The following is a 16154-nucleotide window of genomic DNA, read 5'->3' on the forward strand; positions in this document are numbered from 1 at the left end:
GGCTATGGGTATGGCGACGATTGCGGGTACGACAGGCGAAGCAATGAACGGCGCGACGATCGACGAGGTGATCTGGAATGACTGGCATCCGGTGGCCGCGCTCGATGCGCTCGACGCCGCGCGTGCCGCCGGCGGTTCGAACGCCGTGACCCGCACACGTCTGCTCGGGGTCGATATCGGTATGCTCGCGCTGCCGCAGGCTGGGGCGCGGCCGCAAAACAGCTACCGCGTCTGGCGTCTCGACGATCAAACGCCGTGCCATGCGCAGGCGCGCTATGGCGTGTTATGGGTGTGTGCCGGCGAGCCGCGCCGCGACATTCTGGCGATTCCCGAAGCCGACGAGCCCGATCGGCGTCTGCTGCATGCCGGCGCGTTTCGTGTGCATGTGAGCGGGTTGCGGGCCGTCGAAAATTTTCTCGACATGGGACATTTTCCGTTCGTGCATACCGGCTATCTCGGCGTGGAACCGTACACTGAAGTGGCGCCATACCGTATCGAACGGGACGAGCTCAACGACGAATTGTACGCACACGACTGCCGCTTCTATCAGCCACGCGCCGCGATGACCGCCGGCGCCGCGCTCGAGGTGCGCTATGTGTACCGCGTGGCGCGGCCGTACAGCGCGATTCTGTACAAGACCTGTCCGCCGCAACCCGAACGCTTCGACGTGATCGCGCTGTTCGTGCAGCCGGTCGACGAGGAGTGGTGTGTCGCGCATACCGTCATGAGTTATCTCGACGACGCCAGCAGTGACAGCGAATTGCGCGGCTTCCAGCAAACCATCTTCGCGCAGGACATCAAGATTCTCGTCAATCAGGTGCCCAAACGCTTGCCGCTCGGCACGGGCGACGAACATCCGGTGCGCGCCGACGCTATGTCGGTCGCCTACCGCCGCTGGCTCTCGGCACAGCGGGTCACCTATGGAACGACTCATGGCCGCTGAAGAGAGCATCGAACGCGCGTGGTTTGCGCTGTGCGACGTCGATCAACTCGGCGATCGGGCGATCTATCACACCGAACTGCTCGGTCGCGAACTCGTGGTGTGGCGGGCCGGCGACGGCACCTTCAACGTATGGGAAAACCGTTGTCCGCATCGCGGCGTGCGTTTGTCGCTCGGGCACCATCGTGGCGAAGCGCTGCAGTGTCAGTATCACGGCTGGCAGTTCAGTTCCGGCAGCGGCACCTGCCGCTTCGTGCCGGCGCACCCGGATGCGGCAGCGCCGGCGGTCGCGGTGAAGACGTGGCCGGTGGAAGTGCATTACGGGTTCGTGTGGACCTGTCTCGCAGCAGCTGGCGAAGTGCCGCCATTCGCGCCGATCGAGGAGCTTGAGGATGACGTCAGCCTGGACGCGAGCGAAGATGCGGATGCGCGATCTCAAGCCCGCTCAGTCCGCTTGCGCACGGTCGCGATCGAGGCCCCCGGCGAAGCCGTGCAGCATGCGCTCGCCGGCTATTGCTTCGACCATGCACGCTTCGATCCATGGCAGGCAACCGGATGTGTGGCGTTCGACGTCGCGCCGCATGCGGTGATGATCGAGCAACTGGACGACGCCGGGCAGCGGGTGGTGTTCGTGGTGCAGCCGGCTCGCGCCGGGCGGACGTATCTGCATGGCGTCGCGCTCGGGCCGTTTGCCGCGGCCGAACGCCTGAGCGTGCAGCGGCATCATCAGCAAAGGCTCAATGTATTGCGCGATGCGCTGGAGCAGCAGTTCGACCAGCGCGAGGCGCTATCGAGCGAGGGGCCCCCCGATCTGTTGCCGCTTTGCGTGCCTCAAACGTTGTCGCCCGCGCAGCCGGTCATGCTTCAGCGTTCGTTGTCGAAGCCGGTCGGCGCGCCGGGGCTCGCCGGCGAAAAGCGTTCTCCCATGGACCCTGACATGACGGATCGCGCCTTCGATCTTTATCTTTCGCGTAGCAGGCGCACGATCGAGGTTGCCGCCGGCGTCACCGTCTTGCAGACTTTGCGCAATCACGGCATCGACGTGCCGAGTTCATGCGAGCAGGGCGTATGCGGCACGTGCCGCACGCGGGTGATCGAGGGAACGCCGCTGCATCGCGACGATTTTCTGACGCCGCAGGAGCGGGCCGCGGGCGATTGCATGCTGGTCTGCGTCTCGCGTGCGGCGACCGGCACGTTGACCCTGGATCTGTGAGGCCGTCATGCTCAAACTCCACGATGACGAGTTGTGCGGCGAAAGCTACAAGGTCCGGCTGATGCTCGGCTTGCTCGACGTGCCTTACGAAAGAGCGCGGATCGAACTCTACCCGTCAAGGCAGAACGCCGCGCAGGATTTTCTGGCGATGAATCCACTCGGCACCCTGCCGTTGCTCGAAGCGCAGGGCGCGTTGCTGCACGATGCCCACGCGATCCTCATCTATCTGGCGCGGCGTCATGGCGGCACGGAGTCGGGCGGCGAATCGCACTGGCTGCCGCTCGACGATCCGCTTCAACTCGCGCACTTGCAGACGTGGCTCGGCTTCGCCGCGCAATTGAGCGGCGTGGTTTTTCCGATGCGTGCGCACGTGCTGCACGGTGCGCCGCTCAACGACGATGCTGCGCGCCACAAAGCGAGAAAGCTGTTGCGCATCCTCGACGAAAGCTGCTGGTTCAATGAGGCAGGCGGTACGCCTTTTGTCTGTGCGACTGCGGCCCCTACGGTGGCGGATATCGCCTGTTTCGTGCCGGTAGCGCTGCTCGACGAAGCCGGGATCGAATCGATCGACTATCCGGCGCTCCGGCGCTGGAGCACGCGCATTAAGCGCCTGGTGGGATTCACGACGATGGCCGGGGTCTACGCAGCGCTGTGAGAACGGTGCAGATGTAGGCCGCCCATGCGCTCAATCCAGCCCACAGGACCTTGGCGTTTCTCGCGTCACTTGAAATAGCCGACGGCGAGATCGATGAATTCGCGGATCTTGCGCGGCACGAATTCGCGGCTTGGATAAACCAGCGAGACCGCGACGTCGCCATTGAGCACCGTGTATTCGCCGAGGATTTGCACGAGGGTGCCGGCGCGCAGCTCGTCGCTGACCATTTCGAGCGGAAGCAGCGCGATACCCATTGCGCCGAGCGTGGCCTGCTTCTGCATGATCATGCTATTGACCGTGAACGACGCATCGAGCGTGATGCTTTCCTCGCTGCCGTTGTTGCTGCCGTTGCCATCGCGCTTGTTGCCGAATACCCAGGTCTGCGGACTGGCGTCGAGCGACGCGGCGATCACCCGGTGCCGCGCGAGATCGGCCGGGGTCGCCGGATAACCGGCTTCGGCCAGATACGCGGCGGCCGCCACCGGCACCACGTGCGAATTGATGAGGCGGCGCGCCACCAGCGATTCCGAGCGGATCATGTGTTCGGTCACGATGCCCACGTCGAAACCGCCTTCGAGCAGATCGACGCGTTTCTCGGTGAGCGTGACACGCAGATTCACGTGCGGAAATTTTGCCTGGTACTCCGCAAAAAGCGGTGTGAGCCGGAACAGCGAAAAGCTGCCCAATGCCACGATCCGCAGATCGCCCGCCACCTCTTTCGAAGTCGTGGTGGCACGCGATTCGACCTCTTCGAGTTCCGCCAGCACAACCCGGCAACCGTCGGCATAATCCGCACCGGCTTCAGTCAGCACGACTTTGCGCGTGGTGCGCTGAAGCAGGCGGATACCAAGATGTTTTTCGAGGCTCGACACATGGCGCGTGACGACCGAGGTCGAGACACTGAGTTGCTCCGCGGCTTGCGCGAAACTGCCCGCGTCGGCGACCTTGACGAAAGCCTGCATGGCCTGAAACAGATTGATCATGTCGATGCGTAGTACGTGTTTGTTGAGACCTGATCGTCACGGCGTTGCTGCGATCAGCTTCAGCCCCGCGGGCAACGATTCGCCGAACACGCGGCCTTCGTCGGCGTCGTCGAGTTCCACGGTTTCGCTGACCATCGTGATCCAGGCGCGCGGCGCATTGGCCGCTTCGAGCCTGCGCAACACCGTTTGGCGCAACGGCTCGGGCAGGTCGCGCGAACGGTCGCCGGTCATGCGGGAGAGCTGCACGGCGGCGAATGCCGAGGGGTCGACCTTCTTCCAGTCGAGCGCCAGAATCGCGTCCAGCCATTGTGCTGCGATGTCCGGCGGCACGACGCTATGCGCGCTGCCATAGAAGGGCCGCCGCGCACCGATGCGGCCGACCGCCCACCAGCTCTGATGGTTTTCCGTGGGCTTTTTCAAGCGCGCGAGCACCGATTCGCCGAGCTCGATCTTGCGCTCAACCGGAATCCGTTCGAGCGACGCGCTTAGCCGGAGCATGTCGGTAAAGCCGGTTTTCGACACGTCGAACGGCAGCTTGTGGCGCGATTGCGCGGCCGTTTGCAGATAGGCCATCGCGTCGAGCACGCGCAGTTGCGCACTTTCGTCGAGGCCGCCCGCCGCGCGGCGCCATAGTGTCCACCACTCCGACCAGACCTGGCCTTCGTTGACATACTGAATGCCGTCGTCGAACAGCGACCAGAGTTGTTCGACGCGCCATTCATCGAGCGGATAGCCGAAACCCGGCCGGACGCAATAACCGGCCAGATTCAACCACAAGCGTTCGTGGTCCGCCGAGCGCCGCCGGCGGCGCGCGCGCTCCCACAGCGCACCGAACAGTTCGCGCAGCAGCGCGCTGTTCCAGGCCTCGCGCGGGCCGAGCAGTTGTTCGAGCTGCGAGCGCAGACGTTTGACTTCTTTGGGATCGACCTTTTGCGCGCGGGAGCCGAAGCATCGGTCGATATGGTCGATCGCTTCGTCGAGCGCGGGATGCCGGGCTTGTGCCGGGTCCGCCGTGAGGTTGAGCTGGGCGTCTTCGCGGCGCAACTGGAATTCGAGCAGCCAGCGCTGCGCCCGATTGTCGAGTTCGATGCAGTGCACCTCGAGCGTGCCCACCTCGGTAAGCGAGGTGGCGATCTGTACCGCCGTTTCGCCACGCGCCGGGCTCGCGCCGCGCGCTTGCACGATCGTCGCGATAGGGGGGAGTCGAACGAAATCGCCTTGTGCAAGATCGGTCAGTTCGCCGGGCCGATAGATCGTGTCCGCGCTTGACGAGGCCAGGTGAAAGCGCACCGGGTGCCCGAGACGTAGTGCGAATGTGCGGTCCTCGATCCGGATCTCGTGGCCTTCTTCGGTGCCGCGCGGCAGCAGGCAGATGCCGCGTTGCGCCGCTTCGGCGCCGGGCTCGCCATCAACGGTTTCGTCGAGCACAAGGAAGTAACTGCGCGCCGAGCCGCCGCCGATTTTCGGCGCCTGGCCGCTGCGGGCAAGGGCATAGGCGACCGCGCCGCGCGCCACGGCGACATCGGGATTGTCGTTGTGCAGGACGTTGAGCGATTCGCCGCGCCATGTGCCCAGAGTGCTGGCGAGTCGCTGCGTGAGCGCCTCGGCTCGAAACACGCCACCGTTCAGCAGCAGCGTGTCGGGGATCGGCAAAGACTCGTCCTGACCTGCTTCAGTGTTGGACGAATGCGCAGAAGAATCAGAGGCAGAACCCAGCGCCTTACGCGACTGCGCCGCGAAACGGCTCAGAAACGATGCGATATGACGCGTAACGGCCGCGTCGGTGGCGTAGGGCAGACCGAACTCGACGATCGCGCCGCGCGGTCTGCCGGGCCGTTCGTGCGAGCCCACCGCCGGAAAGAATCCGTCGACGATGATCTGCTCGACTTCCTCGCGCGTGACCTGCACCGTGCGCGCGCCGCCGATCAGCTTCGCGCCCGCGCCGAGCAAGGTGATCGAAGCAGACTCCGGCGCCTGTGGACCGAGCAGTTGTTCCTTCGCGCCGCGGCACCGTTCGACCAGTTGCGACAGACTGGCCGCCGACAAACGTGTGCGTTCGCTGCCCGCCTGAGGCAAACGCGCCTCGACCCGATGTGCGAGCGCGAGGTCCATGTTGTCGCCGCCGAGCATCAGATGGTTGCCCACGCCAATGCGCGTGAGTTCCGGCTCGCCGTCGCGCATGCGCACTTCGATCAGCGTGAGGTCGGTGGTGCCGCCGCCGACGTCGCAGATCAACACGAGCTTTGTGTCGGCCAACTCGGCTGCAAGGCTTTCGCGATGATGAAACAGCCAGTCGTAGAACGCGGCCTGCGGTTCTTCCAGCAGCCTTAAGGTAGGTAGACCGGCGAGGCGCGCGGCTTCTACCGTCAACGCGCGTGCGCCTTCGTCGAACGACGCGGGGACCGTCAGCACGACGTCCTGGGCTTCGAGCGGTGCGTCAGGAAAGCGCTGATTCCAGGCCGCCCGCACATGCGCCAGATAGCTTGCGCTGGCTTCGACCGGCGAGACCTTGCGGACGTCATCCGCGGCGCCCCATGGCAGAATCGGCGCGACCCGATCCACCGACGCGTGCGACAGCCAGCTCTTTGCGCTTGCCACCAGCCGCCCCGGCACCTGGCCGCCGAGCGTGCGGGCGAGCCGGCCGATCACGACGGGCTGATCGGTCTGGCCGGGCGTGCCGGCGTCCGGGCCCGCCGCCGCGCGCCATGGCAACTGCAGATCACCCGCGCTCAGTTCGCCCGGTGCAGCGTGATACCGCACCGAAGGCAGCAGCGGCCGCGCGGCGACTTCGCCGAGACTGACCAACTGCTCGATCTCGAAGACGCGAATCTCCTGCGAACCCGCCGCGGGATTGCCCACTTCGGCGTAAGCCAGCACCGTGTTGCTGGTGCCGAGATCGATGCCGACGCTGTAGCGCTTCATCTCAGTCATGCATTGGCGCTGCCGCGCACGTCGAATTCGACCTTCCAACGCTCGTCGCTGCCGCGCGGCACGGCTTCGAGTTCGAGCGTGCCGGCTTCCGTCACACGCGCATGCAGTTTCACCGGCACGACTTCACCGGCGGTGCGGCCGGCGGACGGCAGCGTCGCCTGGATTTCTTCCAGTTCCTGCAATTCCTCGGGGCCCCAGAAGTCGAGCAGCGTGCCGACCTGATCCTGACGACGCACCGACGATCCGAAGAAGCGGAAGTGCACCGGTTCGCCGACCACCAGCCCGAATTCCTGCGCCGGCAATTCGGCCTCGGTGCCTTCCTCCATGCCGAACGGTGCGACGCACAGCGCCTGCACCGGCGGCTCGAGACCGGGGACGGCCGGCATCGCCGATTCGATCGCGATGTAGTACGCGCGTGCGGTGCCGCCGCGAATCCGCACGCCCTGGCCGCGCCGTACATAGCCGTAGTAGGCCGCGCCGCGCGCAACGGCGAGATCGAGATCGGCGCCTTCGAGCAGGCGCGCTGGCGGCGCACCTTCAGCGGCGAGCCAGCCATTGAGCGTGCCCATGATCCGTTCGACCAGCAGCGGCGACTTGAACACGCCGCCGTTAAAGAGCACGGCGGTGGGGTGCAGGAAGCTTGCGCCTTCTGCGGTGGCGAGATCGCGCAAGCCTTCGAGTTCGGCGAGCGCGCCCACCTGACGGCCAAGGAAGGCCGCCAGATGCCGCGTGATGCCCGCGTCCTGCGCATACGGCAGGCCGAGTTGCGTCAGACCGGCACGCGCGCGGCTTACCGGACGCGCCGCGCTCTCCACCTGCGGGAAGAAGCCTTCGAGAATCGTTTGGGTCAATTCCGTACGCGTGAGTTCGGTGCGGATCGAACCGCCGATCAGCTTCGAGCCGCGGCTCGGTACGACGAGCGGCACGGTATCGGTCGACGGATCGCTGAGCAGCGTTTCCTTCGCCGAGCGGCACGCATAGGTGAGGGCGCGCAATTGCCACGCGTCGGCGGTGGTGCCTTGCGCCGCGAGCTTGCGTGCGACCACGTGGGCGAGCGCGAGGTCCATGTTGTCGCCGCCCAGCAGAATGTGTTCGCCGACCGCGACGCGATGCAGTTCGAGATTGCCTTCACGCTCGATCACGGCGATCAGCGAGAGGTCGGTCGTGCCGCCGCCCACGTCGACCACGAGAATGATGTCGCCGACCTTGACCTGTTTGCGCCACTGGCCGCCGCTCTTCTGAATCCAGCTATAGAGCGCGGCCTGCGGTTCTTCGAGCAGCGTCATGCGGCCGTAACCGGCGGCCTCGGCGGCTTCGGCGGTCAACTCGCGCGCGGCCGGATCGAACGACGCGGGAATCGTCACCGTGATGTCCTGCTGGCTGAACGGCGCGTCCGGATGCGCGTGATCCCATGCTTCGCGCAGGTGGGTCAGATAGCGCACTGAGCTTTCCAGCGGCGACACGCGCGCGACTTCAGGCGGCGCGTCGTTCGGCAGAATCGCCGCGCGACGGTCGACACCCGGATGGCATAACCAGCTCTTGGCGCTCGACACGAGCCGGATGGGCGTGGCCGCGCCGCGGCTGCGGGCAAATTCGCCAACCGCGAATTCGCGCTGGCCGGTCCATGGCAGATACAGGTCGCCCGAGGCGAGTTCGTCCGGGTGCGGCAGGTAGAGGAACGAGGGCAGCAGATCGAGGTTGTCGATCGCGCCGGGGCCGGTGAGCTGGGCGATCGGCAGCACGCCCTGGGCGGTCTTTTCGCCGTCGCTGGCGGTGGTGTCGACGTAGGAGAGCGCGCAGTGCGTCGTGCCCAGGTCGATACCGATGGAGAAGCGCGCGTCGCTCATAGCTCCACCTCGGCCGGCGCGATTACCTTGACGTTATGGCTTTCGGTGAGCTTGGGCAGACGTACTTCGTCGACACGCCAGCCACGGTGGCTGATGCTGCCGTTGAACGGCGCCTTGCCGACGACGTTGCCGGTCAGGCGAACCGAAGTGGCGTCGAAACCTTCGGCCAGCGTCACGCGGCTGCCCTCGGCTTCATCGCGTACCGGACGGATCGTGAAATGCTCGCGCAGCGTGGCGCGGCAGCCGTCGTGCACGAGGCGGGCGGCGGCGCCGATGTCGGCGTCGCTATAGCTCTTGATGTCTTCTTCGACGAAATCGATGAAGCGCGCGTCGCGTTGCAGCAGGCCGAGCAACTGGAGCGCGGCGTCGGGGCTCGCTTCCTTCAGCGTGGGTGCGGGTTGCGGCGCGGGTGCAGGTGCCGCGACGGGAGCAGGTGTGGGTGCAGGTGCGGCGCTCGCGGCGGCGCTGCCGCCACCATTACGCAGGCGCAATACCCCGGCGGCGAATTCGCCGTCGCCGAGGATGCTGAAGAACGTACTCACGGCAAGTGAAATCCTGCCGAGAAAAGAGGGGTTCGAATCGGTCATGAATGCTCCTGAGGGGGCTCTGTTAAAGGACGAGCTGTCCTGGCTGCGCCGCATGCGACGGGCCCGGCGCGCCGGATTGGCTTGCTGGGCAGTCGTCATGCGTCATGGCGAGGGTCGGCGGCAGGCAAGCCGCCGAGGTCTGATTCATCCGGTTTTGCGGTGTTCTTGCGGTGCGTTTCGTACGCGCAAACCCGTATTTTGCCTTGTCGCGCGCCCGAAGCGGGCAAAGCCGGCAATTCTAGCGCCCAATGGGTGGAGATTGGCGGATGGCGGAAAGCGCCTGCCGGGGATGTCCGGCGGCGTTTTTCAGGCGGCGTGAGGGCCGAATTCGGCCACCACCTGGTCGATAAAGGCACGCAATTTCGGAGTGGCACGGCTGGCCGGAAACACCAGATGCATGGGTCGCGCGGGCGCCTTGTAGCCGTTCAGCAGGCGGACCAGCCGGCCCGAGGCCAGTTCGTCCTGCACCGCCACTTCGGGCGCGAGGATCACGCCGCCGCCATGGAGAGCAGCGGCCAGCAGCGCTTTCACGTCGTTGGCCTGAAAGTGGCCGGAGATCGGCACCAGGTATTCGCCGTGCGCATCGGTAAAACGCCATTCGGTCTCGACCGGCAGGCTCGTGTAGACGAAGCTCAGACATTCGTGCTCCGCCAGCGCTTGCGGGGTGGCCGGCTCGCCGCGCTCGGCCAGATAGCCGGGCGACGCGCAGGCAACCAACCGATACGGCATCAGGGGCCGCGCGATCAGGGACGAATCCGACAGCGTGCCGAGCCGGATCGCGGCTTCAACCCCTTCGTCGACCAGATCGACGAAACGGTCGGTCAGCGCCAGCTCGACCCGTACCTCGGGATGAACTTTCAGATAGCGCGTGATCATCGGCGCGAGACAGCAGGTGCCGAAAGTAACCGGTGCGGTGATGCGCAAACGCCCGCGCGGCGAGGCCGACAGTTCCTGCGCGACCGATTCGGCTGCTTCGGCATCCGCCAGCAGTGCCTTGCAGCGTTCGTAGAAAATCCGGCCGATTTCCGTGAGGCTCTGGCGGCGCGTGGTGCGGTTGAGCAAACGCGCGCCGACGCGCTCCTCCAGCGTGCTGACGTGCTTGCCGGCCATCTGCGAGGAGATGCCGAAGGCGAGCGCGGCCGCGGCGAACGAGCCGCTGTCGGCCGTTTTCACGAACACGGCCATGCTGGTCAAACGGTCCATGATTCCCCACTCCTGATTTCGACAGTCGTCGAATTTTGCCAATTTATCCGGCTGAAGTTTTGAATCATAGTGCTTCTCACCGATGGGCGTGCGCTCAACGGAGCGATCCTCAGATAGACATGGAGTGTGAAACATGAAGGTAGGTATTCTTGGCGCCGGTTTTATCGGCCGCGCAATGGCGGCGCTCGCTCAAAGCGCCGGTTACGAAGTGATGATCAGCAATTCCCGTGGTCCGCAGACGCTGACCAGCACGGCTGCGGCGCTTGGCTGTGCGCTCGGCACGGCGCAAGAGGCGGCGAAGTTCGGCGACGTGGTGATTGTCGCCGTGCCGTTCGGCAGCATGGACGCGTTACCGGTCGCGGCGCTCGACGGCAAGATCGTGATCGACACGTGCAATCACTATCCCGACCGCGACGGCCCGATCGAGGCGCTCGCCAGCGGCTCGACGACCACTAGCCAGATGCTGGCCGCCAAATTGACGGGCGCAAAGGTAGTCAAGGCCTTCAACGCGATCCTGGCGAAGGACCTCGAAACGGATGGCAAGCCCGCCGGTGCACCGAATCGCCGGGCACTGCCGCTCGCTAGCGACGACGCGCAGGCCAAACAGATCGTGAGCGGGCTGCTCGATCAGTTGGGCTTCGATCCGGTCGATGCCGGAACGCTCGCCGACAGTTGGCGTTTCGAGCGGGCGAAGCCGGTTTACTGCATTCCGCTGGATCGCGCGGGCATGGTTGAAGGATTGGCCGCGGCGAGGCGGGATGTGGAGTTGCCGCATGGGTCGTGGCGGCACTGAGCGGGAGTGCGGCGCCCACCGCTCATTGCTCACGATCCGCTCCGGAAAGCGTGCGTTAATAGTGCTCCGCAACTGCCGTCACGCCACGTTCGCGTAGCAGCCGGATTAAGGCTGCTCGGGTACCTGCAACGTCGGCAAGCGCCGGGCGCCGATGCACGGCCACCTCCGCCGCCGTATAAGGCTTGAAGCCGGGCGGCAGCGCGTTGAGATTCATGGTGGTCAGGAGCCAGTTCAACACGTCGGCAAGCTCCTGGTCGGTAAGCGCCGAGTTTGATGCGCCTGGCACGCGCGTCAGGTACTCGCGGCCACCGGGCACGCCTTCGAAATAACCGAGCGAATTGGCGAGCGGCGGGACCTTGCCGGGGATGCCGGCGCCGGTTGCCGTATGGCAGCCCATGCAGTTCTGGATCCAGTGCTGTTGCGCGAGTGGCCAGCTACCCGCCTGATCGGGTTCGGACGGGGCAGCAACCGCCACGCTGGCGAACCATGCCGCACAAACGCAGCAGGTTCGCAACGTTCGGGCGACTCTGCTTGTCATAGTCCGAGGCGCTTCGTTAGCAGTGCACGACGTGCGTGTACCGCGCTGCCGTCCAGTTCCTGCCCGCGTGCCGTCTTGAGATCGCTCGCGGTAAAGGGTTTCGCGTTGGCATGCCGCGCATTGAGGTCGAACACGACGTAGTTGAGTACTTGCGCGAGTTCTTCATCGCTCATGCTGGCAAAGCTCGGCATTCTGAAGTTGTAGGTCTTGTCGTTGACCCGGATCTCGCCAAACATGCCATGCAGCACCGTCGCGGTCAGTTGCTGCCGCCCGGCGGCGACGCCCGCGTACTTGCCCGGGTATCTGGTGAGCGGCGGCGCGAGGCCGTCTTGCCCGATGCCGCCCGTCTGATGGCACACGGCGCAGTGCGCGTCGAAGGTAGTTTTGCCTGCGTGGTACAGCACCGTCTGAGCGACCGAGACATTCACGGCGCCGGCAAACGTCATCATGGCGATCACCCTGGTTGTCTTGCCTTTCATTGCTTTGCGGCTCCCAGTAGAACCGACACTGAACAGTGATAGTTCGAATTGCTGTTGGCCATACACCAGTTGATGTCGTTATTGAGCGAGAGCTTGTAAAGCGGTTTCTCGCGTTCGTTGCGGTTGCAGAAGCAACTGCCGCAGGAGGTTTTGCCGCAACAGTCGTTGTAGGAGACGATGTAGTCGGAGCCGTCGTGTGGATTGCGGCAGGTGCCGATCCACGTGATCGGCGAAGCGGTGGTGCCCGGCGGACAGGTGCTCGACGTGCCGCCGCAGCAACTGCACAGGAAGCCGTCGATTGCGCAGTACTTCCAATAGTCGCAACTCAGCGGATCGTCGCTCGCGGCCGATGCCGCATTTGACGCATTCGCCGCATTCGCCGCATTTGCCGTGCGGTCGACGGGCAGAAGCGGGACGAGCGCCGTGCCGACGAGTACCTTGCCAAGCTGTGCCAATGCACTGCGTCGCGAGCTGCGTTGCGCGACACTGCGCGCCGAACGTTCGAACCATGAATCAAACAGGGCCATCTGATTGTTCTCCGGTCAAGGAATAAGGATGCGGTGCGTCAGGCGTGCTGTTCGCCATGCACGAATTGCTGCAACGACGCGACGTCGCGCTCCCTGGCTTCGAACAGGCTTTCGAGATGTTCACGCGAGTTGACGAGTCCCTTCGCACGCACCTTGCCGGTTTCGTCGAGCAGCACGGCATAGGGCAGTTTGCCGATCTGATAGGCCATGCCGAGTTCCTGTGACAGCACATACGGGAACCCGCCCAGGCGGTGCTTATCAGCGAAGCGCGTGTGTTCGGCGAGTTCGCCGTCGCTCGCGAGCACGACATTGACAGGTATCGATTCGCTGGCCTGAAGCGATGGCAATAGCGGCAGCAGTTTTTTGCAAACGGGGCAGGTCGGCGACAGGAAGAACAGCAGGGTCGCTTTGCCGCTTGCATCCATGCCGCCGACTTTTACCTGGCGACCATGAATGTCGTTCAGCTCGAACGCGGGGGCGAGCGCGCCGACCGCCGGACCCTTATCGATCATCAGCGCGCCGACGGGCATCACGCGTTCATAGAGGATGCCGATCTGGCGAACCAGAGCGAGGCAGATGGCGCCGAGCGCGAGTACGGCCGCCCAAAGCAGTGCGGTGGAAAGGGTGAGCGCGGTTTGCATCAGGAATTCCTCAATTGTTTGAGCCGGGGGCCGTTGGCGAGCAGCGTGTCGAGTACGAGCAGGGCGCAGACCGTGAGCAGCACGGCGAAGACGAGCGTGATGTAGTCGAACCACACGATTGCCCGTGTGGCTGGTTCGATAAAGGTGGTGGCGACGAAGACGGCGATAAGCAGCGCGCGCCCCACATGCAACCAGCCGATGCCGCGCGCTGCGGCGTCACGCGGCATGCTGGCGAGGGAGGCGAAGCCGGAGCAGCCGCAATCGATGTCCGTATGCCCGCGCAGGATGTTGATGGTGAGGGCAACGGCGAACGACACCAGCAGGACAGTCAGTACCGCTGCGCCCACAATGCGTGAATCGGGAAACAGGAGCGCGGCGGCGCCCAGCGTTTCCGTGCCGGTCACCGCTAACGCCGCCGGCGTGACGAACGCTTCAGGAATAAGCTGGTATTGGGCAAGCGCGCCGCGAAATGCGGCCGGCCGGCGCCACTTGGCGAGCGCGTCGAGCAATACGACGATCGCGGCACTTGATTGCGCGGTGCTCGCGAGAACGGGATCGATCATCGTCGTGACCTCACGGGTTGACGAGCAGGGTGGCGGTGTTGCCGACGTGCTCTTCGATGTGTTTGAGCTTACCGGTTTGCGCGTCCATGACGACCAGTCCGGAGGTTAGCGTGATGCCGTAAAAGAGCGGCTGGTCGTCTTCGCTGACCTGAATCGACAGGAGTGGCCCGATCTTCTGCTGGGCGAGGTCCCAGCGCGCGATGCGCGTCCGGGTGTTCAGGTCGAATACCCAGACTTCGCTTGCAGGATACTTGTGGGATCCATCCGTACCCTTATGCATCGCGACGTAAAGACGATGCAGTCTGGCCTGCACGGCGGTCTGCTGCATGCCGCCCGGACGCCAGCTTTCGGCGCGCTCGGCGTCGCTGACGAGCGACCACGGCTTGCCGAACACAGGTTTGTCGCCGCGGAAATCCGCACTGCGGACCATGCCGTGAAAACTCGTGAAGAGGTAAGTCCCCTGATAAGGCGAGGCATTGACGAATACAGGATCGTGCTCGACGTCGATGAAGGGTTCCGACAAGGAGCGCTTCACCTCTTTGCCATGCGCATCGAGCGTGACGGTGAGCGCGCGGCCGCTCTCGCACAGTGAGGTGAATTTGTCGTTGCCGCTCGGATACGCCAGCACGCAGGCGGCCGTGTCGATCTCCGAGAGGAGTTTCTTCGAATGCACGTCGACCACGCTGACCGAGGTGGCCGGCGTAATGTTCGCGACGTACAGGTGCTTGCCGTTCTGGGCGAATGCGGCCATCCATGGCGATGTCACGCCTTGTGCATGCTTTGGCGGGATCACGACTTCGCCAGCGACGGCGAGCGTGGCGTTGTCGGCGAACTCCACCACGTCAGTGCGCGTGCCGTGGCCGCCGCGCGAGAAATAGGTGGTGGCGACGTAGCTCGTGAGGTGATCCGGCGAGATTGCAAAGCCGGGCGCGAAGCCAGCGTCGATCTGCCCGAGTGGCTTCATGGTATCCGCGTCGTAGACATAGACGCGGCCATCGGTCATCGACGGCGCGTTGGCGTCGACCACGAAGATTTCATGGGGATGCCACGGTGGCATCTTCTGTATGGATAGCTCTTCGGGCTTTTCGGCTGCCTGCGCGCTGCACGCCAGCGCAAGCATCGCTGCGACTGCCGTTGTTCGTCGCCTCACATTCATGTCCTCTCCTGTTCCGGTGCACGGTGTGGAGGGGAATGTATTACGACGAAAGGCGCCGTTATGTCCGAAATCGGCACGCCGTGCGTGCCAGTGGCATCACTCTGGCGCCCGGGGACGTATGCGTTGGTTCAGGAGGCGAAGCGCGGGGTGCGCGACGGCAGCTCGCCAAAGAGGCGGCGATAGTCGCTCGCGAAATTACCGAGATGGAAGAAACCCCAGCGCGCCGCGGCATTCGCAATCGTCATCTGGTTGGCGAGCGTTGAGCGCAGAAGCCGACGTACGCCGCAAAGGCGCACCGCGCGCAAATAGGATGACGGCGATTGACCCGTCACCTGCAAAAAGCTCTTTTGCAGCGTGCGCCGGCAGATGCGCAGTTCACTGCACAGGTCGAGTACCGAGGTCGGGTATTCGGCGTTACCCAGCGCAATCTCCTGGCTGCGTTTGACGATGTCGCTGTATGTCAGACGCGTTACATCGAAGCGGCTTGACGAAGACGATTCGCTCAGCGCGCAGAAGAGGTCGTCGAGCAACTGCTTGCGAGCCATTGCGCGCGGGCCTGCGTCTGCAAGACTTGCCGCGTTGCTTTTCAGCACGTCGATGCGCGAGCGCAATGCCGACAAAGCGTAGGTCGAACGATTGCTTCCCGGCGTGAATTGAGAATGACGGAGTCCGTACTGCAAGGTCGTAAGACCAAGCGATTCGGCAAGACGATCGAACTCGTCGGCCGACATCGTCACGCCAACGATCTCGGTGCCGGGCGGGACATGCAGCACCCAGTCTTCGCCACTGCGCGCGACCATGATCGACAGCTCGTCGATCTCGCGGCCCCGGCTCGTCGGCGCAGCACCCGCGAGGGTCGTCCATGCCAACCCTATTGAGCCGGCCGATATTTGCCCGCACTGGACGACGCGCCGATTGCTGCATTCCGCAAACAGATGAAGTCCGTCGAGATCGAACTGTCGCAGCGTGCTTTGAAACGGCCCGCTTTCGATCTGAAAGTAACTCTGATCGGTTTCGACCAGGCTTTGGGCGTGTTCATCCGCGTCGGAGAACTGCTGAACCGAATAGTAATTACCCATCTCTACATCCCGATGCGCC

16 protein-coding genes are annotated in these 16154 nt (G+C 64.5%); 4 read left to right on the plus strand and 12 right to left on the minus strand.

Translation table 11 applies throughout. The features are described 5' to 3' along the window. The first annotated feature begins 4 nt into the window (after positions 1–4). Genes GH665_RS09680 through GH665_RS09690 form a run of 3 tightly spaced genes read left to right on the plus strand, consistent with a single transcriptional unit; the run spans position 5 to position 2808 of the window. Positions 5–943: an aromatic ring-hydroxylating oxygenase subunit alpha gene (locus GH665_RS09680; RefSeq protein WP_246216180.1), complete on the plus strand. Its 939-nt coding sequence runs from the start codon at positions 5–7 to the stop codon at positions 941–943. Further along, the gene (locus tag GH665_RS38940) at positions 933–2153 is read left to right on the plus strand and encodes a Rieske 2Fe-2S domain-containing protein (protein ID WP_217361873.1); all 1221 of its coding nucleotides are present in this window, start codon (positions 933–935) and stop codon (positions 2151–2153) included. The genes GH665_RS09680 and GH665_RS38940 overlap by 11 nt, the downstream gene beginning before the upstream one ends. Before the next feature lie 7 nt (positions 2154–2160). Further along, a complete protein-coding gene (locus tag GH665_RS09690; RefSeq protein ID WP_153135674.1) occupies positions 2161–2808 on the plus strand; it encodes a glutathione S-transferase family protein in 648 nt (215 codons plus the stop codon). 65 nt (positions 2809–2873) lie between these two features. Here GH665_RS09690 and GH665_RS09695 read toward each other — a convergent pair whose 3' ends face one another. The 5 genes from GH665_RS09695 to GH665_RS09715 all read right to left on the minus strand — a co-directional run bounded on the left by GH665_RS09695 (position 2874) and on the right by GH665_RS09715 (position 10359). Continuing rightward, complete coding sequence (locus tag GH665_RS09695; protein WP_153135675.1) at positions 2874–3791, minus strand: LysR family transcriptional regulator; 918 nt, start codon at positions 3789–3791, stop codon at positions 2874–2876. A 36-nt stretch (positions 3792–3827) separates the two neighbouring features. Then, entirely contained in the window at positions 3828–6722 is a 2895-nt protein-coding gene (locus GH665_RS09700) for an Hsp70 family protein (RefSeq protein ID WP_174771709.1), read from the minus strand. After that, a complete protein-coding gene (locus GH665_RS09705; RefSeq protein ID WP_153135676.1) occupies positions 6719–8569 on the minus strand; it encodes an Hsp70 family protein in 1851 nt (616 codons plus the stop codon). The genes GH665_RS09700 and GH665_RS09705 overlap by 4 nt, the downstream gene beginning before the upstream one ends. Then, positions 8566–9156, minus strand: coding sequence for a DUF2760 domain-containing protein (locus tag GH665_RS09710; protein WP_153135677.1), 591 nt, complete (start codon positions 9154–9156; stop codon positions 8566–8568). The genes GH665_RS09705 and GH665_RS09710 overlap by 4 nt, the downstream gene beginning before the upstream one ends. A 306-nt stretch (positions 9157–9462) precedes the next feature. Next, positions 9463–10359, minus strand: coding sequence for a LysR family transcriptional regulator (locus GH665_RS09715; RefSeq protein WP_153135678.1), 897 nt, complete (start codon positions 10357–10359; stop codon positions 9463–9465). 133 nt (positions 10360–10492) lie between these two features. Here GH665_RS09715 and GH665_RS09720 point away from each other — a divergent pair, with 133 nt between their 5' ends. Beyond that, on the plus strand, positions 10493–11152 hold the full coding sequence (locus GH665_RS09720; protein ID WP_153135679.1) for an NADPH-dependent F420 reductase: 660 nt from the start codon (positions 10493–10495) through the stop codon (positions 11150–11152). 55 nt (positions 11153–11207) lie between these two features. Here the strand turns inward: GH665_RS09720 and GH665_RS09725 are convergent, their stop codons facing one another. The 7 genes from GH665_RS09725 to GH665_RS09755 form a co-directional block, all read right to left on the minus strand. Next, positions 11208–11690: a c-type cytochrome gene (locus tag GH665_RS09725; RefSeq protein ID WP_153135680.1), complete on the minus strand. Its 483-nt coding sequence runs from the start codon at positions 11688–11690 to the stop codon at positions 11208–11210. Next, positions 11687–12139 (minus strand): c-type cytochrome, encoded by a 453-nt coding sequence (locus tag GH665_RS09730; protein WP_246216282.1) that lies wholly within the window; start codon positions 12137–12139, stop codon positions 11687–11689. Before GH665_RS09730 ends, GH665_RS09725 begins: the two co-directional genes overlap by 4 nt. A gap of 26 nt (positions 12140–12165) precedes the next feature. Beyond that, positions 12166–12696 (minus strand): methylamine dehydrogenase light chain, encoded by a 531-nt coding sequence (locus GH665_RS09735; RefSeq protein WP_153135682.1) that lies wholly within the window; start codon positions 12694–12696, stop codon positions 12166–12168. Between the two features lie 38 nt (positions 12697–12734). Further along, the gene (mauD, locus tag GH665_RS09740; protein WP_153138343.1) at positions 12735–13340 is read right to left on the minus strand and encodes a methylamine dehydrogenase accessory protein MauD; all 606 of its coding nucleotides are present in this window, start codon (positions 13338–13340) and stop codon (positions 12735–12737) included. Further along, positions 13337–13900, minus strand: a complete 564-nt coding sequence (locus tag GH665_RS09745) for a MauE/DoxX family redox-associated membrane protein (RefSeq protein ID WP_153135683.1) — start codon at positions 13898–13900, stop codon at positions 13337–13339. The genes mauD and GH665_RS09745 overlap by 4 nt, the downstream gene beginning before the upstream one ends. 10 nt (positions 13901–13910) lie before the next feature. Continuing rightward, positions 13911–15056 carry an amine dehydrogenase large subunit gene (locus GH665_RS09750; protein WP_153135684.1) on the minus strand — a complete coding sequence of 382 codons (1146 nt, stop codon included), beginning with the start codon at positions 15054–15056 and terminating at the stop codon, positions 13911–13913. Positions 15057–15184: 128 nt separating this feature from the next. Next, entirely contained in the window at positions 15185–16135 is a 951-nt protein-coding gene (locus tag GH665_RS09755) for a helix-turn-helix domain-containing protein (protein ID WP_153135685.1), read from the minus strand. Positions 16136–16154: the final 19 nt, after the last annotated feature.

Source organism: Paraburkholderia agricolaris, assembly GCF_009455635.1.
In the GTDB taxonomy this organism is placed as follows: Bacteria; Pseudomonadota; Gammaproteobacteria; order Burkholderiales; family Burkholderiaceae; genus Paraburkholderia; species Paraburkholderia agricolaris.